The organism is Bartonella sp. AP4SXKL (assembly GCF_042195845.1).
Lineage (GTDB): Bacteria > Pseudomonadota > Alphaproteobacteria > Rhizobiales > Rhizobiaceae > Bartonella.
Genome location: NZ_JBHIPA010000004.1, coordinates 110167 through 127822 on the forward strand (window position 1 = coordinate 110167; position 17656 = coordinate 127822).

Genomic DNA, 17656 nt, shown 5'->3' on the forward strand with positions numbered 1-17656 from the left:
TTGTGCCCGATGGTGTACCCCGTATTCAATTCGATGGAAAATGAGAGAAATAATAGCCTGAGGCAAAGCGTCATCTTTTATGATGATAACATATTTATTTACAATGATAATTCATTGCGTTGTCACTTTCAGATAATTCTGAAACTTGTAAAATTTTTTCTTTTCAAGCTCTATTGCCGCGAATTAATCAAAAACATTTTCTTACATGTCACAAGCGGAGTTGGTGAGTGGATACAAAAATACTTAAGAAAGGAATAAAATGCTTCTTATGAATCTTTTCAAGTGCTAAGACTTATCGCTGTATTTTAAGCTTAAAACGCGTATGATGATTTAGCGTTCTTTTCATAAGCGTAAAGATGGTGGTGCATAATAGATTTTATATCATGCATTTTTATGTCTTTTATTTTTATAGCATTTATGGAGAAATCCTTATCGTTATATTTTTCATAAATGCTGTTGTGAAATGAGGGGGGTGTGCATTGAGGGATGTCTCTCGTCATCACTTTTTAAGGAAATTTAAGAAACAAGTCTTGTTTTAGCGCATGGATTTATGTGAAACTAAAGTCTTTACTTAAATTTAGAAACTATAAAATAATCTGTTTTATAAAACTTTTAAAAATACACCTTTCATTTAGAGGGATAAAAATTATGCCGCATGGTGAACTAACAAATCCGGAAACAATTGGAATGTTGCATTTGTTTATGCAAGCGAGTTGGATCGTGAAAGGTGTTATGATTGGGTTGCTGCTCGCTTCCATCTGGAGTTGGGCAATTATTTTTGATAAAATTTTTACGTATCGGAGAATACGGCGTGAAATAAAGCAGTTTGAACGTACATTTTGGTCTGGCAAAGCGCTAGAAGATCTTTATGCATCATGCAAAAGTCAACGTACCAATAGTATATCCGCAGTTTTTATGGCAGCAATGGTTGAATGGAAAAAATCTCTTGAAAAAGGGACCCATACATCGAAAAGTTTGCAGAGCAGAATTGATAAGGCTATGGATTTGACGCTGGGACGTGAAAGTGAAAAAATAGAATCAAAATTAAGTTTTCTTGCGACACTGGGATCTGCGGGACCTTTTATCGGACTTTTTGGAACAGTTATTGGTATTATGGAGTCTTTTCTTTCTATTTCAGCTTCTCAAAATACATCACTTGCCATTGTCGCACCAGGGATTGCAGAAGCGCTTTTGGCAACCGCGATTGGTTTGTTTGCAGCAATTCCAGCTGTTATTGCTTATAACAAGTTGACCCATGAAAGTGCGCGCATCATTGCACAAATAGAAAATTTTGCCGATGAATTTTCAACAATTGTATCGCGGCGTATTGATGAAACACGCACAGCACCTTCCTCTTTATAAAAAGGATCTTATCCCATGGGCTTTTCTGTTGCTTCTTCTTCTCGCAAAAATACACGTAGGCGGCATCATTCACGAAGCCAACTGATGAGTGAGATCAATGTCACTCCTTTTGTGGATGTCATGCTGGTCTTGTTGATTATTTTTATGGTCTCTGCCCCCCTTTTAGTGAACGGTGTTCCTCTAGATTTGCCTCGTAGTCAAGCGGGTCCCATACGAGCTCAAAAAACACCTCTTACGGTTTCACTTGACGCGCAAGGGCGCTTTGCCATTAATCAAGATTACTATGAAACGTCACAGGCCCTGATTGCACACCTGAAAACTCTTCTGGAAGCAGATGCTACACAAAAAGATCAACGGGTTTTTGTGCGGGTTGCTAAAACTGTTGAATATCAGCAAGTATTAAAACTGCTGGCAGATATTCAAAAAGCGGGGTTTTCTCAAGTTGCGTTAGCAAGTTTAGCACAATAAATAATAAGTAATAAAATTGTGCATAACCGGTTGTTTTTAAGATGTTTTTAAAAGAGCATAGAGTGATTAAAAATGAAAAAATGTAAGGCATAAGTAAGGCATAAAGAATGAACAAAGACTCCTATCATAGTATGAAACGAGGCTTGGTTTTATCCCTTGTGGTCCATGTCATTTTTCTCAGTTGGGGAGCTATTCAGTTTACAAGCTCTGTCTCTTTACCACAACCGTTGGAAGCAATTCCCATCACTCTTGCTCCTTTGGTGGACGAGTTTTCTTCTCAACAAGGAGCCGTGAAGGCTCCTATACGTGCAATCCCTGCCGTCAAACCAACTATGCAACCACAAGAGAAAGAAGATGCACGCCATATTGGAGAGGGACAAATAGATAGTCTTGCACCGTTTCAACCAGAGGAAAAGCTGCGTCCCGTTGAAACAGCATCGCCACCATCAAGCGAGAACACGTCAGAAACATTTGCACCAGAACTTACAAAACCAGAATTATTAGAAGCAAAAACAGAGGATGCACCCAAGGTTGCGCCTGAGATGCCTTTGGAGGCACCACCGGAAGATGAGCCTAAGGTTGCGCCTGAGATGCCTTTGGAGGCACTACCGGAGGATGCCCCCAAGGTTGCACCTGAGACGCCTTTGGAGGCACCGGAGGATGCCTCTAAGGTTGCGCTCAAGCCTGCGCACAAAAATGAAGAAATGATATCGCCAAAAGAATTGGCTCCAACGGTCCCAAAAGTACCAGCAGAGCAGATTGTTCATCAAGCGCCCAAAATTGTACTTCCAGAAAAATCTCTTCTTCCACAGTTTAAACCAAAGTTTGACGGAGAATTTCCAAAGAAGAATGAGGCTGCATTGAATCAAAAGACGCCAAAGCTTAACAAGAAAAACCAAGAGAAACAGACCATTGAAGATATTTTAGCTCTGGAGGAAAATAATTTGCTCAATCGTGCGCGGTCACAAGGAGGGGGAGCAAAACGTTCTCATACACCAGAAGCTTTGGGTGCAAGAAAAAATATTAATGATACCACAAAAATGGCACAAACATTGGTCAATATTGCGGGGGGATGTATTCAACAGAAGCTTAAACTTGTGGCGCTTGGCGGCGATTTAAAAAATCGTCCGGTCGTGCGGTTGCGATTTTATTTAGACCGTGAAGGGATGGTTGTGGGCGATCCTATCATTGATCCCGTAAGCGGCCTTGAGAGTCAACAAGCTATTATGATAAGGCAGGTGTATGCTGCTGTCTTTTCATGCCAACCTTATGCAGATCTCCCACGTGATCAATATGATCTATGGGGGCAAGGTTTTGACTTTAATGTTGATCCCCTCCAAGAAATAAGATGATAAACGAGAAAAAAGCGCTTAACGAAAGGACACATTCCATGATGACTATAACGAGACATAAAGTTTTTGCTTGGTTTATTGTCACTTGTGGGTTGTGGCTTTCAAGTATTTCATCGGGTTATGCGCAATTGAAAGGAACTATTTCGAGCGCTGATTTTAATCCCATTCCCATTGCAATTACAGACTTTATTTCCAATGATTCGATTGGGTTGAAAATATCTGCTGTGGTGACAGCCGATCTCGAACGGTCGGGGCTGTTTTTACCGCTTGATAAAGCAAATTTTTTTGAAAACATTTCTAATCCTAATAAACAACCACATTTTGCTTCTTGGCAGAAAATAAAAGCGCAAGGTTTAGTTACTGGGCAAGTCATGAGAGAAATCGATGGACGTTTGAGGGTCGATTTTCGTTTATGGGATGTGTTTGGACAAAGACAATTGAAAGGACGGCGTTTTTATACTGCGACAGAACGTTGGCGGCGTGTGGCACATATGATCGCAGATGAGATCTATAGTGAGATGACAGGAGAAAGTGGTTATTTTGATACAAGGATTGTTTTTATCGATGAAACAGGTCCTCAAAATGCACGCATTAAACGTTTAGCAATGATGGATCAAGATGGAGCAAATTTGATTTATATGTCTGATGGAAGTGAATTGGTGCTTACACCGCGGTTTTCACCAAAAAGACAAGAATTGACCTATATGGCTTACGAGGACAATCAAGTACCTCATGTTTATCTCCAACAAATTGAAATGGGGCAAAGAGAGTTGATCGGAACGTTTAATAACATGACAATTGCTCCACGTTTTTCTTCTGATGGACAAAAAGTTATCATGAGTTTGTTACAAAATGATGGGAGTGCCAATCTTTACACTATGGATTTACGAACCCGTACGATGACGCGACTTACAACAACTTCTGCTATTGATACTTCTGCTTCTTATTCACCGGATGGAAAACAAATTGTCTTTTCTTCAGATCGTAGTGGAAAGCCGCAAATCTATAAAATGAATGCGGATGGGAGTGATATTCAACGTATTTCTTTAAACGAGGGGAGTTATTCAACACCTATTTGGTCTCCACGGGGTGACTATATCGCCTTTACAAAACAATTAAGCGGACAATTTTCTATCGGTGTTATGCGCCCTGATGGACAAGGAGAACGAATTTTAACCACAGGGTTTCACAATGAAGGACCAACGTGGGCCCCTAATGGTCGTGTGCTGATGTTCTTTCGCAAAAATCCCGGTATGGGACCAAAAATTTATACGATTGATATTACGGGTCGCAATGAACGTCAATTACCCACCCCCAATGATGCTTCAGATCCAGCATGGTCGCCTTTGCTCAATATACAGTAAAACAAAATGCTTAAAAACAGAAGATAGAAGGAATATAGTCTACACAGTCTCAAGTTTAAACAATCTCAATAGTTTTTAATTATTTAAAAGAAGGAATTGATTATAGTGGGTATGGGGAGTTATGTAGATTTCATCTATCATCTATGGTTGTTGATCGATAATGGAATTTCCTTGGGGGAAAATGCTTAAAAAAATTCAAAACAAGACCTTGAAAAAATAGAGCCGAAAATTCTAAGATCTCTAGAGTTCAACTTTTTATTCAAAGTGTCGCTGTATATATTTTTTTAAACTTCTTCTTCAATTTTGTTTGTGAAGAGTTTGGTCTTGTCAGGGGGGCTGTTGCTCTTTGATGTGTTTTATTCAAGTACGCGGTTGTTTTAGATCTGAATCTTGATTGATTGGTAAGAGCAAAAGGACAGATTTTTAAGATAAATGACGTTATTTTAGAAATATACGATGCCATAAAGTTAATGCCATAAAGTCAAAAATTTATCCGCAACGGATTAGAGAGATGTACCGGCTTTTTGTACAATACTTTGCTAAACAATCAGCTCTGGCTTTCCATTTGCTTATTTTTATTCTGTGATGTTGTAAAAACACTGCCCTTTGAGGTGTGGGGATATAGGGCGTATAAACCTCCTTGATATATTCTAAGTGTTTTTTAAGTGCGTAGCGAATATTTAGGGGAGTGTATGTTTGTTGAGCCTTAAGTTTCAAGTGAATTTTATGAGTGATTCGTCATAGGAATACGTCAAGAAACCCCTAATTGTTTAGAGGCTAGATCATTTCATTACTTGAGAGCGGAGAGAGGAGGTTAATCTTAAAGAACAAAAAGATCAAATAGAGAGGAATATAGGGATAATCTTTGGGGCATGTAAGAAAGGCGTGAGGCTACAGAGTTTTGTATGCTTTCTTTTTGGGATTATGTTTTCTGAAATTAATTGCGGTTTTCTTGTTGCACTGACAGCTTTTCCCCGCTATTGACGCGGGGCTTTTATATATGCGGATAAAGAGGAGAGGTGACAGATGCTTTTGAAGCCCTCATGCATGAAGAGAGGGCTTATGCAAATGATGGGAATTATACAGACAATTTTGCCAAAATCTCATCACTGACATCAAAATTTGCATAAACATTTTGCACATCATCATCTTCTTCTAATGTTGAAATTAGTCGTAAAACGGACAAAGCTTTTTCTTCATCTATTGGTGCAAGGGTGGTGGCTTTCCAAATCGTTTTAATCGATTCTGCTTCACCAAGTTTTGCTTCAAGTGTTTTGGAAACTTCACCAATATCTTCAAATGCGCAGGTAATATGATGTCCGGTTTCTTCTGATTGCACATCTTCGGCACCGGCTTCAATTGCTGCATCCATGATGTTATCGGCTGTTCCTGCTTCTGGCTTATAGATTATTTCACCAATCCGATTAAACATGAAACTGACCGATCCTGTTTCCCCTAAGGCTCCTCCTGATTTTGTGAAGGCGGCGCGCACATTTGAAGCGGTGCGGTTGCGGTTATCAGTTAAAGCTTCAACAATGACGGCAACGCCGCCTGGTCCATAGCCCTCATAGCGTACTTCATCATAATTTTCGACATCGGCGCCTGACGCTTTTTTAATTGCGCGTTCAATATTATCTTTCGGCATCGATTGTGCTTTGGCATTTTGAACAGCCAGCCTTAAACGTGGATTCATGGCTGGATCAGGAGCACCTTGTTTTGCTGCTACGGTAATTTCGCGTGCAAGCTTAGAAAATATTTTCGAGCGCATTGCATCTTGACGCCCTTTACGGTGCATAATATTTTTAAATTGTGAATGGCCTGCCATAGTTTTCCTTCCTATTTGAGGGCTTTTTTGCCAGTTGGATACTCCTTAGAATTTAAGGCGATAAAGCATGCATCCCACCAGAATAAATGTGCCACAGCATGAGGTGAAATAATCGAATAAACCCTTTATAAGAAAATTCATCTTAAAGGTAAAGACACCTTAGTTGAGGATCATTACAAGAGAGATCTCTTGTCGTTGAGCAAAAATAACGCTATAACAGAATGTAATCTCATAGCAAAATGGTTTATTCCATGCCGCGCTTTGTTTTAGGAGTGGTTGGAGAGACCTAAACATATAAAAAAGTTCCAGTGCTCTTGAGTGGGCGGTAACCTGCCTCATAGAAGAGGCGCAGAAGAGGATTTATAAAAATGGCAACGCAACTTTTGATGCCCAAAGCAACAGCTGTTTGGTTAGTTGATAATACAGCTCTTTCTTTTGATCAGATTGCAGAATTTTGTAAATTGCATGTCTTGGAAGTAAAAGCTATTGCCGATGGTGATGCGGCTTATGGTATTAAAGGTTTAGATCCGATTAGTTCTGGGCAATTGACGCGCAGTGAAATTGCACGGGTGGAGGCTGATCAAAACGCACGATTGAAAATTTCTCAATCGAGGGTGCATATTCCTGAAAAAAAACGTAAAGGGGCGCGCTATATCCCTCTTTCTCGACGCCAAGATCGTCCCAATGGTATCCTATGGTTGGTTACGAACCATCCCGAGTTGAAAGATGCGCAAATTGCACGGTTGATTGGGACAACAAAAGCGACAATTGAACAAATCCGCCTTAGAACCCATTGGAATAGTGCAAATTTGGTTCCTCTTGATCCTGTAGGACTTGGTTTGTGTTCGCAAATCGATTTAGATTTTGAGCTCCAGCGTGCGGCGAAAAATCGTCCTGTTGCAGCAGAAGAAGATAGGTCGTTGCTTCCCGCTTCTGTGACGGAAAACGCTGCTCTAGAGGAAAATGAGAGTGAAGAAAATCTGCATAAGACTTTTGACGCTGATAAAGTTTTTGCAAAGCTGAACGCGCTGCAAAAAAATCGTCAAGATCAAGATGATGCATAAAAAGCCATGACGCATAAGGGAAACATTTCTTATGGAAATGTTAGAGGAATGGCTGAAGAGAAGAAAAATTGGCAGAGACTTAAAAGTAAAAATGAGGACGAAAAAACAGAAAAAATTTCTTCTTCATTAGGAATTAACGGTTATTCTTAAAAATATTTTTAAGAATTGACCCTTCTTTACGAAATTCAAGGAGAAACGGACTATGCGCTCTACCAAAAAAACCATCTCTCATTCCTTAGCTATCCTCTTTCTTTTCTCACTATGCCTGGGTGGGTGTGGCAAAAAAAATGTTGGTGCACTTAACGGTATGAATGGCGCTTATATGAATGATGCTGGTTTGAATCAGGTGTCACCAGGCTCAGGACAAGAATTTACGGTTAATGTGGGTGATCGCGTGTTTTTTGGTCTCGATTCTTCTTCACTTGATGCTGATGCTGAACGTATTTTAACGCGCCAAGCAGAATGGTTGCTTCATTATCCTTATTATTCTATTATGATCGAAGGTCATGCTGATGAGAGGGGAACACGTGAATATAACTTGGCACTTGGACAGCGCCGTGCTGTTGCTGTGCGAAACTATTTGGTGTCTCTTGGTGTGTCCGCACAACGGATTCAAACAATTTCTTACGGAAAAGAAAGACCTGTAGCAGTATGTGATGATATTTCCTGTTGGAATCAAAATCGACGTGCTGTGACAACGTTGAGTGACATGAATAATCATTAAAAAGAAGATTGTTTGTTTCAACTATTCAATAAGCTCTTAAGGGGAAAAAAGAATGTATCGTAAAATCAATTGGAAAACACTCTTTTATATGGGGGTTTTCATAGCTTGTTCTACTTCACTTGTTCAAAGTGCGGCACGAAAGGCTTCCGAATATCCTGCACATGATACGGATAAAGTTGATGCAGTTGATAAGGCAACTGATGACGTGAAGAAAGCACCTGATGCAGCCGATAAAGCAGCATCTGATGTGGAGGAAAAAGCCACTGACGCTGTTGATAAGGCAACTGATGACGTGAAGAAAGCACCTGAAGCAGCTGATAAAGCAGCATCTGATGCGGCGGAAAAAGCCACTGACGCTGTTAATAAGGCTGTTGATGCAGTGAAGAAAGCACCTGAAGCAGCTGATAAAGCAGCATCTAGCGCGGTGGAAAAAGCCACTGACGCTGTTAATAAGGCTGTTGATGCAGTGAAGAAAGCGCCTGAAGCAGCCGATAAAGCAGCATCTGATGCGGCGGAAAAAGCCACTGACGCTGTTGATAAGGCTGTTGATGCTGTTAAAGAAGCGCCTGAAGTAGCCGATAAAGCAGCATCTGATGTGATAGAAAAAGCCACTGACGCTGTTGATAAGGCAACTGATGCAGTGAAGAAAGCACCTGAAGCAGCTGATAAAGCAGCATCTAGCGCGGTGGAAAAAGCCACTGACGCTGTTAATAAGGCTGTTGATGCAGTGAAGAAAGCACCTGAAGCAGCTGATAAAGCAGCATCTAGCGCGGTGGAAAAAGCCACTGACGCTGTTAATAAGGCTGTTGATGCTGTAAAAGAAGCGCCTGAAGCCGCCGATAAAGCAGCATCTAGCGCGGCGGAAAAAGCCACTGACGCTGTTAATAAGGCTGTCGATGCAGTGAAAGAAGCACCTGAAGCAGCTGATAAAGCAGCATCTGATGCGGCGGAAAAAGCCACTGACGCTGTTAATAAGGCTGTTGATGCTGTGAAGGAAGCACCTGAAGCAGCTGATAAAGCAGCATCTGATGCGGCGGAAAAAGCCACTGACGCTGTTGATAAGGCTGTTGATGCTGTTAAAGAAGCGCCTGAAGCAGCCGATAAAGCAGCATCTGATGTGATAGAAAAAGCCACTGACGCCGTTAATAAGGCTGTTGATGCAGTGAAGAAAGCACCTGAAGCAGCTGATAAAGCAGCATCTGATGTGGTGGAAAAAGCTACTAGTGTTGCGGAGCACCAAGGGATTATTTTAGAGAATCAACAGGCTTTATTTAAAGATTATGATTTAGATAAGCTTTTGCATAAGATACGAATGGTGCTTGAGCATAACAGTTTAAAAAATGTTAACAAGCAGTTTCACGAGCTTTTTGATACAGAAGCCTCTTCTGTTTATTCTTGTTCTTTTGAAAAGTCTGCTGTAGATGAAAAATCTCAGACTGTAAAGGAAGAGATGGAGCAGGACCATAGTACAGGTGACCAGACAAAGGTTGCTGCTGTGGAAGCTAAGGTGGAGAGCCATGACCATGAAAACAGTCAACCTTTTAACAAAGCGCATGAAGTAAGTGCTCCAATTGAAGCACATCAGAGTGACAATCTTTCTTCTTCTAAAGCTTTGTATAAGGAAGGGTATGATTTTATTCGTTCTGCTAACTATGTTGATGCTGAAAAAAGCTTTTGCGCTTTTCAAAATCGTTACAAAAAAGATTCTTTGAGTGATGATGCTTTATTTTGGTTGGCCGAATCTTTGTTGGGGCAAAAACGCTATCATGAAGCAGCACAAGTTTATCTTACCGCATGGTATGCAGATAAAAAGAAGCTCTATACCTCCGAGATTTTACTGAAATTAGCAAGAAGTATGGTCGCTCTTGAGCCAAATAAAGACGATTGTGCTCATTTTGTGAAAAAATCAAAACGTCAACAAACATTAGCATCTGTTTTTTGTAAACCTGCAAAATAAACAGCGAGGTCGTTTTCGGTGTGCGTTAGACTGGCAAGAAATCTCTTTAAAACATCGGATTTTATTCAATGTCAGAAGTTGATTCTTGCCGTCTCAGGGGGAAGTGATTCTTTGGCTTTGATGTTTTTGGTCAAAGAGCATTTGGAAACACTCGTATTTCCTCCAGAAATGATTGTTGTCACGGTTGATCATCAATTGCGTAAAGAATCGATGCGTGAGGCAGAAACTGTTGCGAAAATTTGTCGTGTCCATGATATTCAACATATCACTGTGCGATGGGAAGGCGAAAAGCCAAAGACGCATATTGCTTCCAGCGCGCGTGTTGCACGCTATGATCTCTTGGTTAAAGAAGCACAAAAACAAGGCGCATCACTTATTATGACGGGGCATACACTCAATGATCAGGTTGAAACCTATCAAATGCGGTATCAACGTCTCCAAAAGAATAGAGGTGCTTTATATAGTGAAGCTGTTGCCATGCGCGATGAGGTTTATGCCAGTGGTTTTGCTGGTATTTTGCGCGGTGAAGCCGAGGGTATACGTGATGAGGATCATACCAGAAAAACAAAAAAAAATATTGCCGAAAAAAACTATGGTCCCCTTTATGAGCGCGGTTTATCCTGTATTCCGCGTGAGGCGTTGTTGCATAGAAAAGTGCGTTTGATTCGGCCACTCCTTGGTGTAAAACGCCAAACATTACGGAATTATTTACGCTTACAAGGACAAACATGGATTGATGATCCAACCAATGAAGATCGCAATTTTGAACGTGTGCGCGTGCGTCAATCTCTTTCTCCACAAAAATTGGCTTATATTGCTCAAAAAATAAATGAAGCCGCATTGCAGCGTCGTCAACAAGCCAAAAATATTGCTGATTTGATCTTAGCGCTGGATATTACTGTCCAACATGGGCGTTGTTTCATAGCAAAGCCTGCGCTGTTTTTACAGAAACATTCCAGTTTTCCTTTTGTGGTGGGGCTCTTTGCTGTGCTGATGGGAGGGGGATTTTATTTGCTCCCCAATCAGAAATTAAGCATGCTTGTTCAAAAACTCTGTCTCGATTCTTCAGAAAAGCGGCGTTTTACTTATGCGGGCTCTGTTATTGAATATAACAAGCAGGGAATTTCTTTGTGGCGTGAAGGGCGAAATATGAAAGAGGCTATTGTTGAGCCAGATAAAACTTTTATATGGGATGGGCGCTATCATATCACAAATCATGGATATGAGGCTATAAAGGTTGGAGCCGCAAATTTAGAACAGCTGAAATTTTTATTAAAAAATAGCGATTTTGAGCTTGAAAAGCCTCATTTTCCCTCTTTACAATCGCTGCTGATGATCTCAAATCATAAAGGGTATGATATTCCAGAGTTGATTTCTCAAGCAGTTGTTCATAAACATGTTATCGTCAAGCGGATTATGGCACCTTTCGATTGGCTTTCCTCACGAGAAGATGCTGCCTTGGTGAATGTTGTGGAACCTTTTTTTAATATTGAGGTGAAAAGATAAAGGAAAATTACTCTAAAAGAAAATAAACAGCTTCTCATCCCTTGGCAAGGGGCTGACAAGGTTATATGTTAAGGGGAACTGTTTGAAATCTATATTTGATTAAGTGGGCTGAATATGAATTCCAATTACCGCTCTCTCCTTATTTGGGGAGTTATTGCATTGATTTTGATTGTGTCGTTTTCTCTCTTTAATGGAGATAGCCAACGTTCTGGTGGTGGAGAAGTCTCCTATTCTGAATTTTTGCAAAAAGTTGAGAATAATGAGTTGAAATCTGTGACCATTCAAGGTCAAAAATTAACAGGAAAAACCATTGAACATAGAGCTATTTCAACCTATGCTCCTCGCGATCCAGGTTTGATACAAAAATTGGAAAGTAAAAACGTCAATGTTAAAGCTATTCCTGAAAGCTCTGGAAATAGCATTTTCCTCAATCTCCTCTTTTCCTTGTTACCTGTTATTATTATCGTGGGGGCGTGGGTCTTTTTTATGCGGCAAATGCAAAATGGATCACGCGGTGCAATGGGATTTGGGAAATCGAAAGCAAGATTGCTTAATGAAGCGCAAGGACGTATTACCTTTAAAGATGTTGCTGGCGTTGAAGAAGCAAAGCAAGATCTTCAAGAAATTGTTGAATTTTTACGCGAACCACAAAAATTTCAACGCTTAGGGGGGCGTATCCCACGCGGTGTTTTGCTTGTTGGTCCTCCAGGAACCGGTAAAACTTTGCTAGCACGTTCTGTGGCCGGTGAAGCCAATGTGCCATTCTTTACCATTTCAGGGTCTGATTTTGTTGAAATGTTTGTTGGTGTTGGGGCAAGCCGTGTGCGCGATATGTTCGAACAGGCTAAAAAAAATGCACCTTGTATTATCTTTATTGATGAAATCGATGCTGTTGGGCGCCATCGGGGGGCTGGTCTTGGCGGTGGAAACGATGAACGTGAACAGACCTTAAACCAGTTGCTTGTCGAAATGGATGGGTTTGAGCCCAATGAAAGTATTATTCTTATTGCCGCAACAAACCGTCCCGATGTGCTTGATCCCGCTTTGTTAAGACCAGGGCGCTTCGACCGACAAGTTGTTGTGCCAAACCCTGATGTTTCTGGGCGTGAACAAATCTTGAAAGTGCATGTGCGCAACGTGCCTTTAGCGCCTAACGTTGATTTGAAAATTTTGGCAAGGGGAACACCAGGATTTTCCGGTGCGGACCTGATGAATCTGGTCAATGAAGCTGCTCTTATGGCTGCAAGCCGTAATAAAAGAGTTGTCACGATGCAAGAATTCGAAGATGCCAAAGATAAGGTGATGATGGGGGCGGAACGTCGTTCAACCGCTATGACACAAGAGGAAAAAGAACTCACTGCTTATCACGAAGCAGGACATGCTATTGTGGCTCTTAATGTGCCGGTTGCTGATCCTGTCCACAAAGCAACAATCGTTCCAAGGGGAAGAGCATTGGGAATGGTGATGCAATTGCCTGAAGGCGATCGCTATTCTATGAGTTATCGGTGGATGATTTCTCGTCTGGCCATTATGATGGGTGGACGTGTGGCTGAAGAATTAAAGTTTGGAAAGGAAAATATCACATCTGGTGCTTCTTCTGATATTGAACAAGCAACGAAATTAGCTCGCGCGATGATCACACGGTGGGGATTTTCTGATCTGCTTGGAAATGTAGCTTATGGCGATAACCAAGATGAAGTCTTTTTGGGTCATTCTGTTGCGCGAACACAAAATGTCTCTGAAGAAACAGCACGCATGATTGATATGGAAGTGCGTAAGCTTATTGATGATGCCTATAAAAATGCGACAAACATTTTGAAAACAAAAAGAAAAGAATGGTTTGCTTTGGCACAAGGTTTGTTGGAATATGAGACTTTAACGGGAGCTGAAATTAACGAAGTTATTGCAGGAAAGCCTCCTTCACGCACACAGAAAGATGAGGGTGCTGCGCCACGGGGCTCTTCTGTTCCAAAAACTGGAAAAATGAAGACAGAGACAACAGTGGTGGATGAAAAAAACGCTGAAGCAGTCTCTAAAACAGCGCCTCATAAAGTAGAGACCGATAAAGGCGAGGCAGGCAAAGCAGAGGCAGCTGTTGGGAAAAAAACAGCAAAATCCAGTAATGTTGTGCTTAAGGAGGCTCAGTCTAAAGAAGTGCAATCGGATGAGACTGAGAAAAAAGCACAAAGCACAAAAGGTACTACAAAATCAGTCAACCGCTCTAAAAGTAATGCTGAAAAGAAGTCCAATACTGCGGGAGATGATAAAGAAAAATAAGAATTATTTAATACCGCTTGAGTGACGATGTTTTAGGAAAACTTCTAATTTTTTTGAGAAAGGCGCAAGTTTTGTTTGCGCCTTTCTTGTAATATTTGCAAAAATATGAAAGCAAAAAATTAAGCAAAGCCGTTGTATGATGGCGGCTTTAGCATGCTACAAGGCGAGGTGGACTGTTGCTTTTCTAATGTGGTAGGGGGTTGTAAGGTTAGGCGATAGATTTCCTTGCTGATTTGGTAGGGTATGAGGTTTGGTGCTGGGTTTCTTTACGGATTTAGCAAGTGTGTGAAATTATCCGTTGGTTGTGTTAAAGGGATGTATAGAGCATTTTGAGGAGATAATATTGCTTTTATGTGGAAGGGTGTAAACATAATTGCTTGAGAGTGGTTTAGATGTGTAGATGGTGAATAGGGGGCTTGATTGTCTAAATGCATGAAGGTTTAAGATCAATGATCTGATTTTATACGGGGAGAGGAGGACTATTGTACCAAGGGGGCTTGTTAGGATTTTAAGGAAAAGCCAAGGGAAGAATTATATATTAAAGGAAAGAGGCATGGTGCAAAAATATTTTGGTACAGATGGAATTCGGGGGAAAGCCAATTCATTTCCTATGACACCCGATTTTGCCATGAAGGTGGGGATGGCTGTAGGGGTTTTATTTCGCTCACAACATCAATCTCATCGTGTGGTGATTGGCAAGGATACACGATTATCTGGCTATATGTTGGAAAACGCTTTGGTTTCAGGGTTGACTGCTGCGGGGATGGAAGCTTTTTTATTGGGTCCAGTGCCAACCCCTGCTGTTGCAATGCTTTGCCGCTCTTTGCGAGCGGATCTTGGGGTGATGATTTCTGCTTCTCATAATCCGTTCTATGATAATGGAATTAAACTTTTTGGTCCTGATGGTTTTAAACTTTCAGATGATATGGAAGCCAAAATTGAACAATTGATCGATACAGATCTTTCAAAATCTTTAGCAAGTTCTGCCGAAATTGGTTATGCAAAACGGGTTGAGGGAGATATTTATCGTTATATTGAATATGCCAAACGAACTTTGCCGCGTGATGTTCGCTTAGATACTGTGCGTATTGTTGTGGATTGTGCCAATGGGGCTGCTTATAAAGCGGCTCCCCGTGCTTTATGGGAATTGGGGGCTGAGGTTTTTGCTATTCATGATGAACCCAATGGGACCAATATTAATCAAAAATGTGGATCAACCGATTTAAGCTCTTTAAAACGAAAAGTGCATGAAGTACGTGCTGATGTGGGGATTGCTCTTGATGGAGATGGAGATCGTGTTCTCATTGTGGATGAAAAAGCACAAACGGTTGATGGAGATCAGTTAATTGCTGTAATTGCTGAAAATTGGCATAAAATGGGACGATTACGGTGTAATGGTGTTGTCACAACGATTATGTCAAATCTTGGACTAGAACGTTTCTTGAATAGCAAAGGGTTGCACCTTGTAAGGACAAAAGTTGGAGATCGTTATGTTGTCGATGCCATGCGCCAAAAGGGATATAATGTTGGTGGTGAGGCTTCTGGCCATATCGTGCTTAGTGATTTTGGTACCACGGGTGATGGCTTGGTGGCTGCATTGCAGATTTTAGCTTGTATGAAGGAAAGTCAAAGCCCTATGAGCCAATTGTGTAAACGGTTTGAACCTGTACCGCAAATTTTAAAAAATGTAACGATTAAAAATAAAAATGTCTTGAAAAAAAATCCCGTCAAAGCGGCCATTGATCAAGCAGAGAAGCGGTTAGGAAAAGAGGCACGGCTGGTGATCCGCGCTTCTGGAACTGAGCCGGTTATCCGCCTTATGGCTGAAGGCGATGCACGAGAAGTATTGGACACTGTCGTGACAGAGTTGATGGATGTTATTATTCATCATGATGTACGCATGGGGACTGCACTTGAGGAATCTTGAATGCTGTAAGGGGCAAGCAATCAGCTAATCTTTTGAGAAATAGAGGATGTTTGTTGCGGGAATTATTTGTTGCAATAAAGGGAATGTTTCTAGAATTGGGTAGATCTTGAGAGAGAGGTGAAAATTCTTGAGTTGTACAGGAGAAAGAGCTGGTGAGAGCAGGCAGTCGAAATGGTTATTCAAGAAAAACAGCCGTTGGTGAAGGGGGGGTGTGATGGCCGAAGTTTATCCTTTATACCTTTCATATAAGGAAGGATTAAGAATTACGTAAAAAAGGGTTCGGCGATTTATATTGGTGAAAGCGATGTCGTTTCGTGGTTTTGTCTTTAATGTTGTTTTGGGGTGCACTTCATAAATATGGTTTTGATTTATCAAAAGCAATCCCCAAAGAACAGTCTTATAATAAAGAACGCATAAAAGAATTTCAAATGGCAGTTAAGTTTTTGCAACAGAGACAACAGGAGAAAATCAACGCAATAGCGCGTGCAAGATCAATAGATATGATACGGTAAGGGCAAGGATAAAGCCTTATACTGTATAAGCCCTATTAAGCCATACGGTAAAAGAGAGGTAATCAAAGGAGGTGTTTAATATGGGTGTGACAAAAGATGTTGTATGTGCCTGCATAGATAGGGCGTTAAAAAAAATCCGGTGAAATATTAGCAAGTTTAGGACTTACGGTGTCTGATTTCATCCGTATTGCTTTGACAAAAGTTGTTGATGAAAGAGGATTGCCGTTTGATATGTATATTCTTCATGAGAAAACGCTTAAAACTTTTGAGAAAAGTGATAAGGGTTAAGAGAAGTGACAAGGGTTAAGAGATATAGCTGAAGATAGGTAAGATTTGTTTTGTCATTTGGATATTTGATATTTCTGATCATTCACTTCAAGTTAGCTTTTCATTTACATCATTATCGTTATGGGTGTTTCCGTATATTGAATGATGTATGCAAACCGTGATTGAAATGGCAGCTTATTGAATTTCTGTGAAAGAAGAAGGCATATCGCCTGAATAATTATTTGATATTGTTTCTTTTATTGCTACTCATTCAGATGCTGGTGGTCTTATGCAAGGTATGAGAGAAAGCCAAGGAAAGTTAGGTTTAAAAGCATAAGAGTAAAAGTGGGGGATATAAAGTTATACCCTTTTTTGGTGGTTAAAATATTCCGGTGTTGATCGAAGATATTTACAGTCAATCATCTTGAGGTAATTTGACAAAATCAGAGAGGAATGCGTTGAAGAAAATTTTTATATTGCGCCTTGATGAATATCGAAAAGAATAATAATGGATAAGGCACATAAAGCAGGACCTCGTATATTAAAAGGTGTTTGTGAAGCTTTTGTCTGAAGCTAAAGGTGAAGCGGATACTAAATTTGGTATTTATATTCCTGCAAATGTTGATGTCAAAAAAAATCAGAAAAAATATAGGGTTATAGATATCATTTTCGGCACGTTTTGGTTTTCCTGTGGGGCGCATTCGTGATTGGGAATGGGGATGATATTTTTACTTCTTTTTGCTTTCAATTCATTGAAAATGAACTTGAAGCTATGGTGGTAATTTAGCACGCGATGATATCCGCGGCTTATAATCGTGTTTTTAAGAAAGCTCTATTGGTATAGTTTTTGCTTATAAAAAAGGGTGTGAGGGGTAGCGTTTTTTTAAAAAGCATCACGGCGTTTGAAAGGGTCGTAATAGATTTCTGTTACACGAAATTTTCCTTCAAGGCGTTTACATTGGATGATGACATCAATCATCGAGATTAATAAGCCGCGGATATCATCGCGTGCTAAATTACCACCACCGTCACTTTCTTTGACTAAAAGGGT

General features: G+C 40.6%; 13 protein-coding genes and 1 pseudogene. 12 read left to right on the forward strand and 2 right to left on the reverse strand.

Annotation, left to right across the window (positions count from 1 at the left end; translation table 11 throughout):
- Positions 1–648 precede the first annotated feature (648 nt).
- From tolQ to tolB, 4 genes are all read left to right on the forward strand, one after another.
- A complete protein-coding gene (gene tolQ / locus ACFIMI_RS03605; RefSeq protein WP_375606538.1) occupies positions 649–1362 on the forward strand; it encodes a protein TolQ in 714 nt (237 codons plus the stop codon).
- A gap of 15 nt (positions 1363–1377) precedes the next feature.
- Positions 1378–1830 carry a protein TolR gene (gene tolR / locus ACFIMI_RS03610; protein ID WP_375692249.1) on the forward strand — a complete coding sequence of 151 codons (453 nt, stop codon included), beginning with the start codon at positions 1378–1380 and terminating at the stop codon, positions 1828–1830.
- A 107-nt stretch (positions 1831–1937) separates the two neighbouring features.
- Entirely contained in the window at positions 1938–3182 is a 1245-nt protein-coding gene (locus tag ACFIMI_RS03615; protein WP_375692250.1) for a cell envelope biogenesis protein TolA, read from the forward strand.
- 38 nt (positions 3183–3220) lie between these two features.
- On the forward strand, positions 3221–4546 hold the full coding sequence (tolB, locus tag ACFIMI_RS03620) for a Tol-Pal system beta propeller repeat protein TolB (protein WP_375681985.1): 1326 nt from the start codon (positions 3221–3223) through the stop codon (positions 4544–4546).
- Between the two features lie 1078 nt (positions 4547–5624).
- Here tolB and ACFIMI_RS03625 read toward each other — a convergent pair.
- A complete protein-coding gene (locus tag ACFIMI_RS03625) occupies positions 5625–6371 on the reverse strand; it encodes a YebC/PmpR family DNA-binding transcriptional regulator (RefSeq protein ID WP_254492472.1) in 747 nt (248 codons plus the stop codon).
- A 368-nt stretch (positions 6372–6739) separates the two neighbouring features.
- Between ACFIMI_RS03625 and ACFIMI_RS03630 the strand changes: the two genes are divergently transcribed.
- From ACFIMI_RS03630 to ACFIMI_RS03665, 8 genes are all read left to right on the forward strand, one after another.
- Positions 6740–7435 (forward strand): DUF1013 domain-containing protein, encoded by a 696-nt coding sequence (locus ACFIMI_RS03630; RefSeq protein ID WP_375611764.1) that lies wholly within the window; start codon positions 6740–6742, stop codon positions 7433–7435.
- A 202-nt stretch (positions 7436–7637) separates the two neighbouring features.
- On the forward strand, positions 7638–8159 hold the full coding sequence (gene pal, locus ACFIMI_RS03635) for a peptidoglycan-associated lipoprotein Pal (RefSeq protein WP_375611765.1): 522 nt from the start codon (positions 7638–7640) through the stop codon (positions 8157–8159).
- Between the two features lie 52 nt (positions 8160–8211).
- Positions 8212–10116 carry a tol-pal system protein gene (locus ACFIMI_RS03640; RefSeq protein ID WP_375692251.1) on the forward strand — a complete coding sequence of 635 codons (1905 nt, stop codon included), beginning with the start codon at positions 8212–8214 and terminating at the stop codon, positions 10114–10116.
- A gap of 18 nt (positions 10117–10134) precedes the next feature.
- The gene (gene tilS, locus ACFIMI_RS03645; RefSeq protein ID WP_375692252.1) at positions 10135–11622 is read left to right on the forward strand and encodes a tRNA lysidine(34) synthetase TilS; all 1488 of its coding nucleotides are present in this window, start codon (positions 10135–10137) and stop codon (positions 11620–11622) included.
- A 114-nt stretch (positions 11623–11736) separates the two neighbouring features.
- Positions 11737–13899, forward strand: coding sequence for an ATP-dependent zinc metalloprotease FtsH (gene ftsH / locus ACFIMI_RS03650; protein ID WP_375630939.1), 2163 nt, complete (start codon positions 11737–11739; stop codon positions 13897–13899).
- A 553-nt stretch (positions 13900–14452) separates the two neighbouring features.
- Positions 14453–15826, forward strand: a complete 1374-nt coding sequence (glmM, locus tag ACFIMI_RS03655) for a phosphoglucosamine mutase (RefSeq protein WP_375613213.1) — start codon at positions 14453–14455, stop codon at positions 15824–15826.
- Positions 15827–16155: 329 nt separating this feature from the next.
- Positions 16156–16338, forward strand: a complete 183-nt coding sequence (locus ACFIMI_RS03660) for a hypothetical protein (protein WP_375692253.1) — start codon at positions 16156–16158, stop codon at positions 16336–16338.
- A 168-nt stretch (positions 16339–16506) separates the two neighbouring features.
- The gene (locus tag ACFIMI_RS03665; protein ID WP_375638284.1) at positions 16507–16626 is read left to right on the forward strand and encodes a type II toxin-antitoxin system RelB/DinJ family antitoxin; all 120 of its coding nucleotides are present in this window, start codon (positions 16507–16509) and stop codon (positions 16624–16626) included.
- An 862-nt stretch (positions 16627–17488) separates the two neighbouring features.
- Here ACFIMI_RS03665 and ACFIMI_RS03670 read toward each other — a convergent pair.
- A pseudogene (locus tag ACFIMI_RS03670) lies at positions 17489–17656 on the reverse strand (P-type DNA transfer ATPase VirB11); the annotation flags it as partial.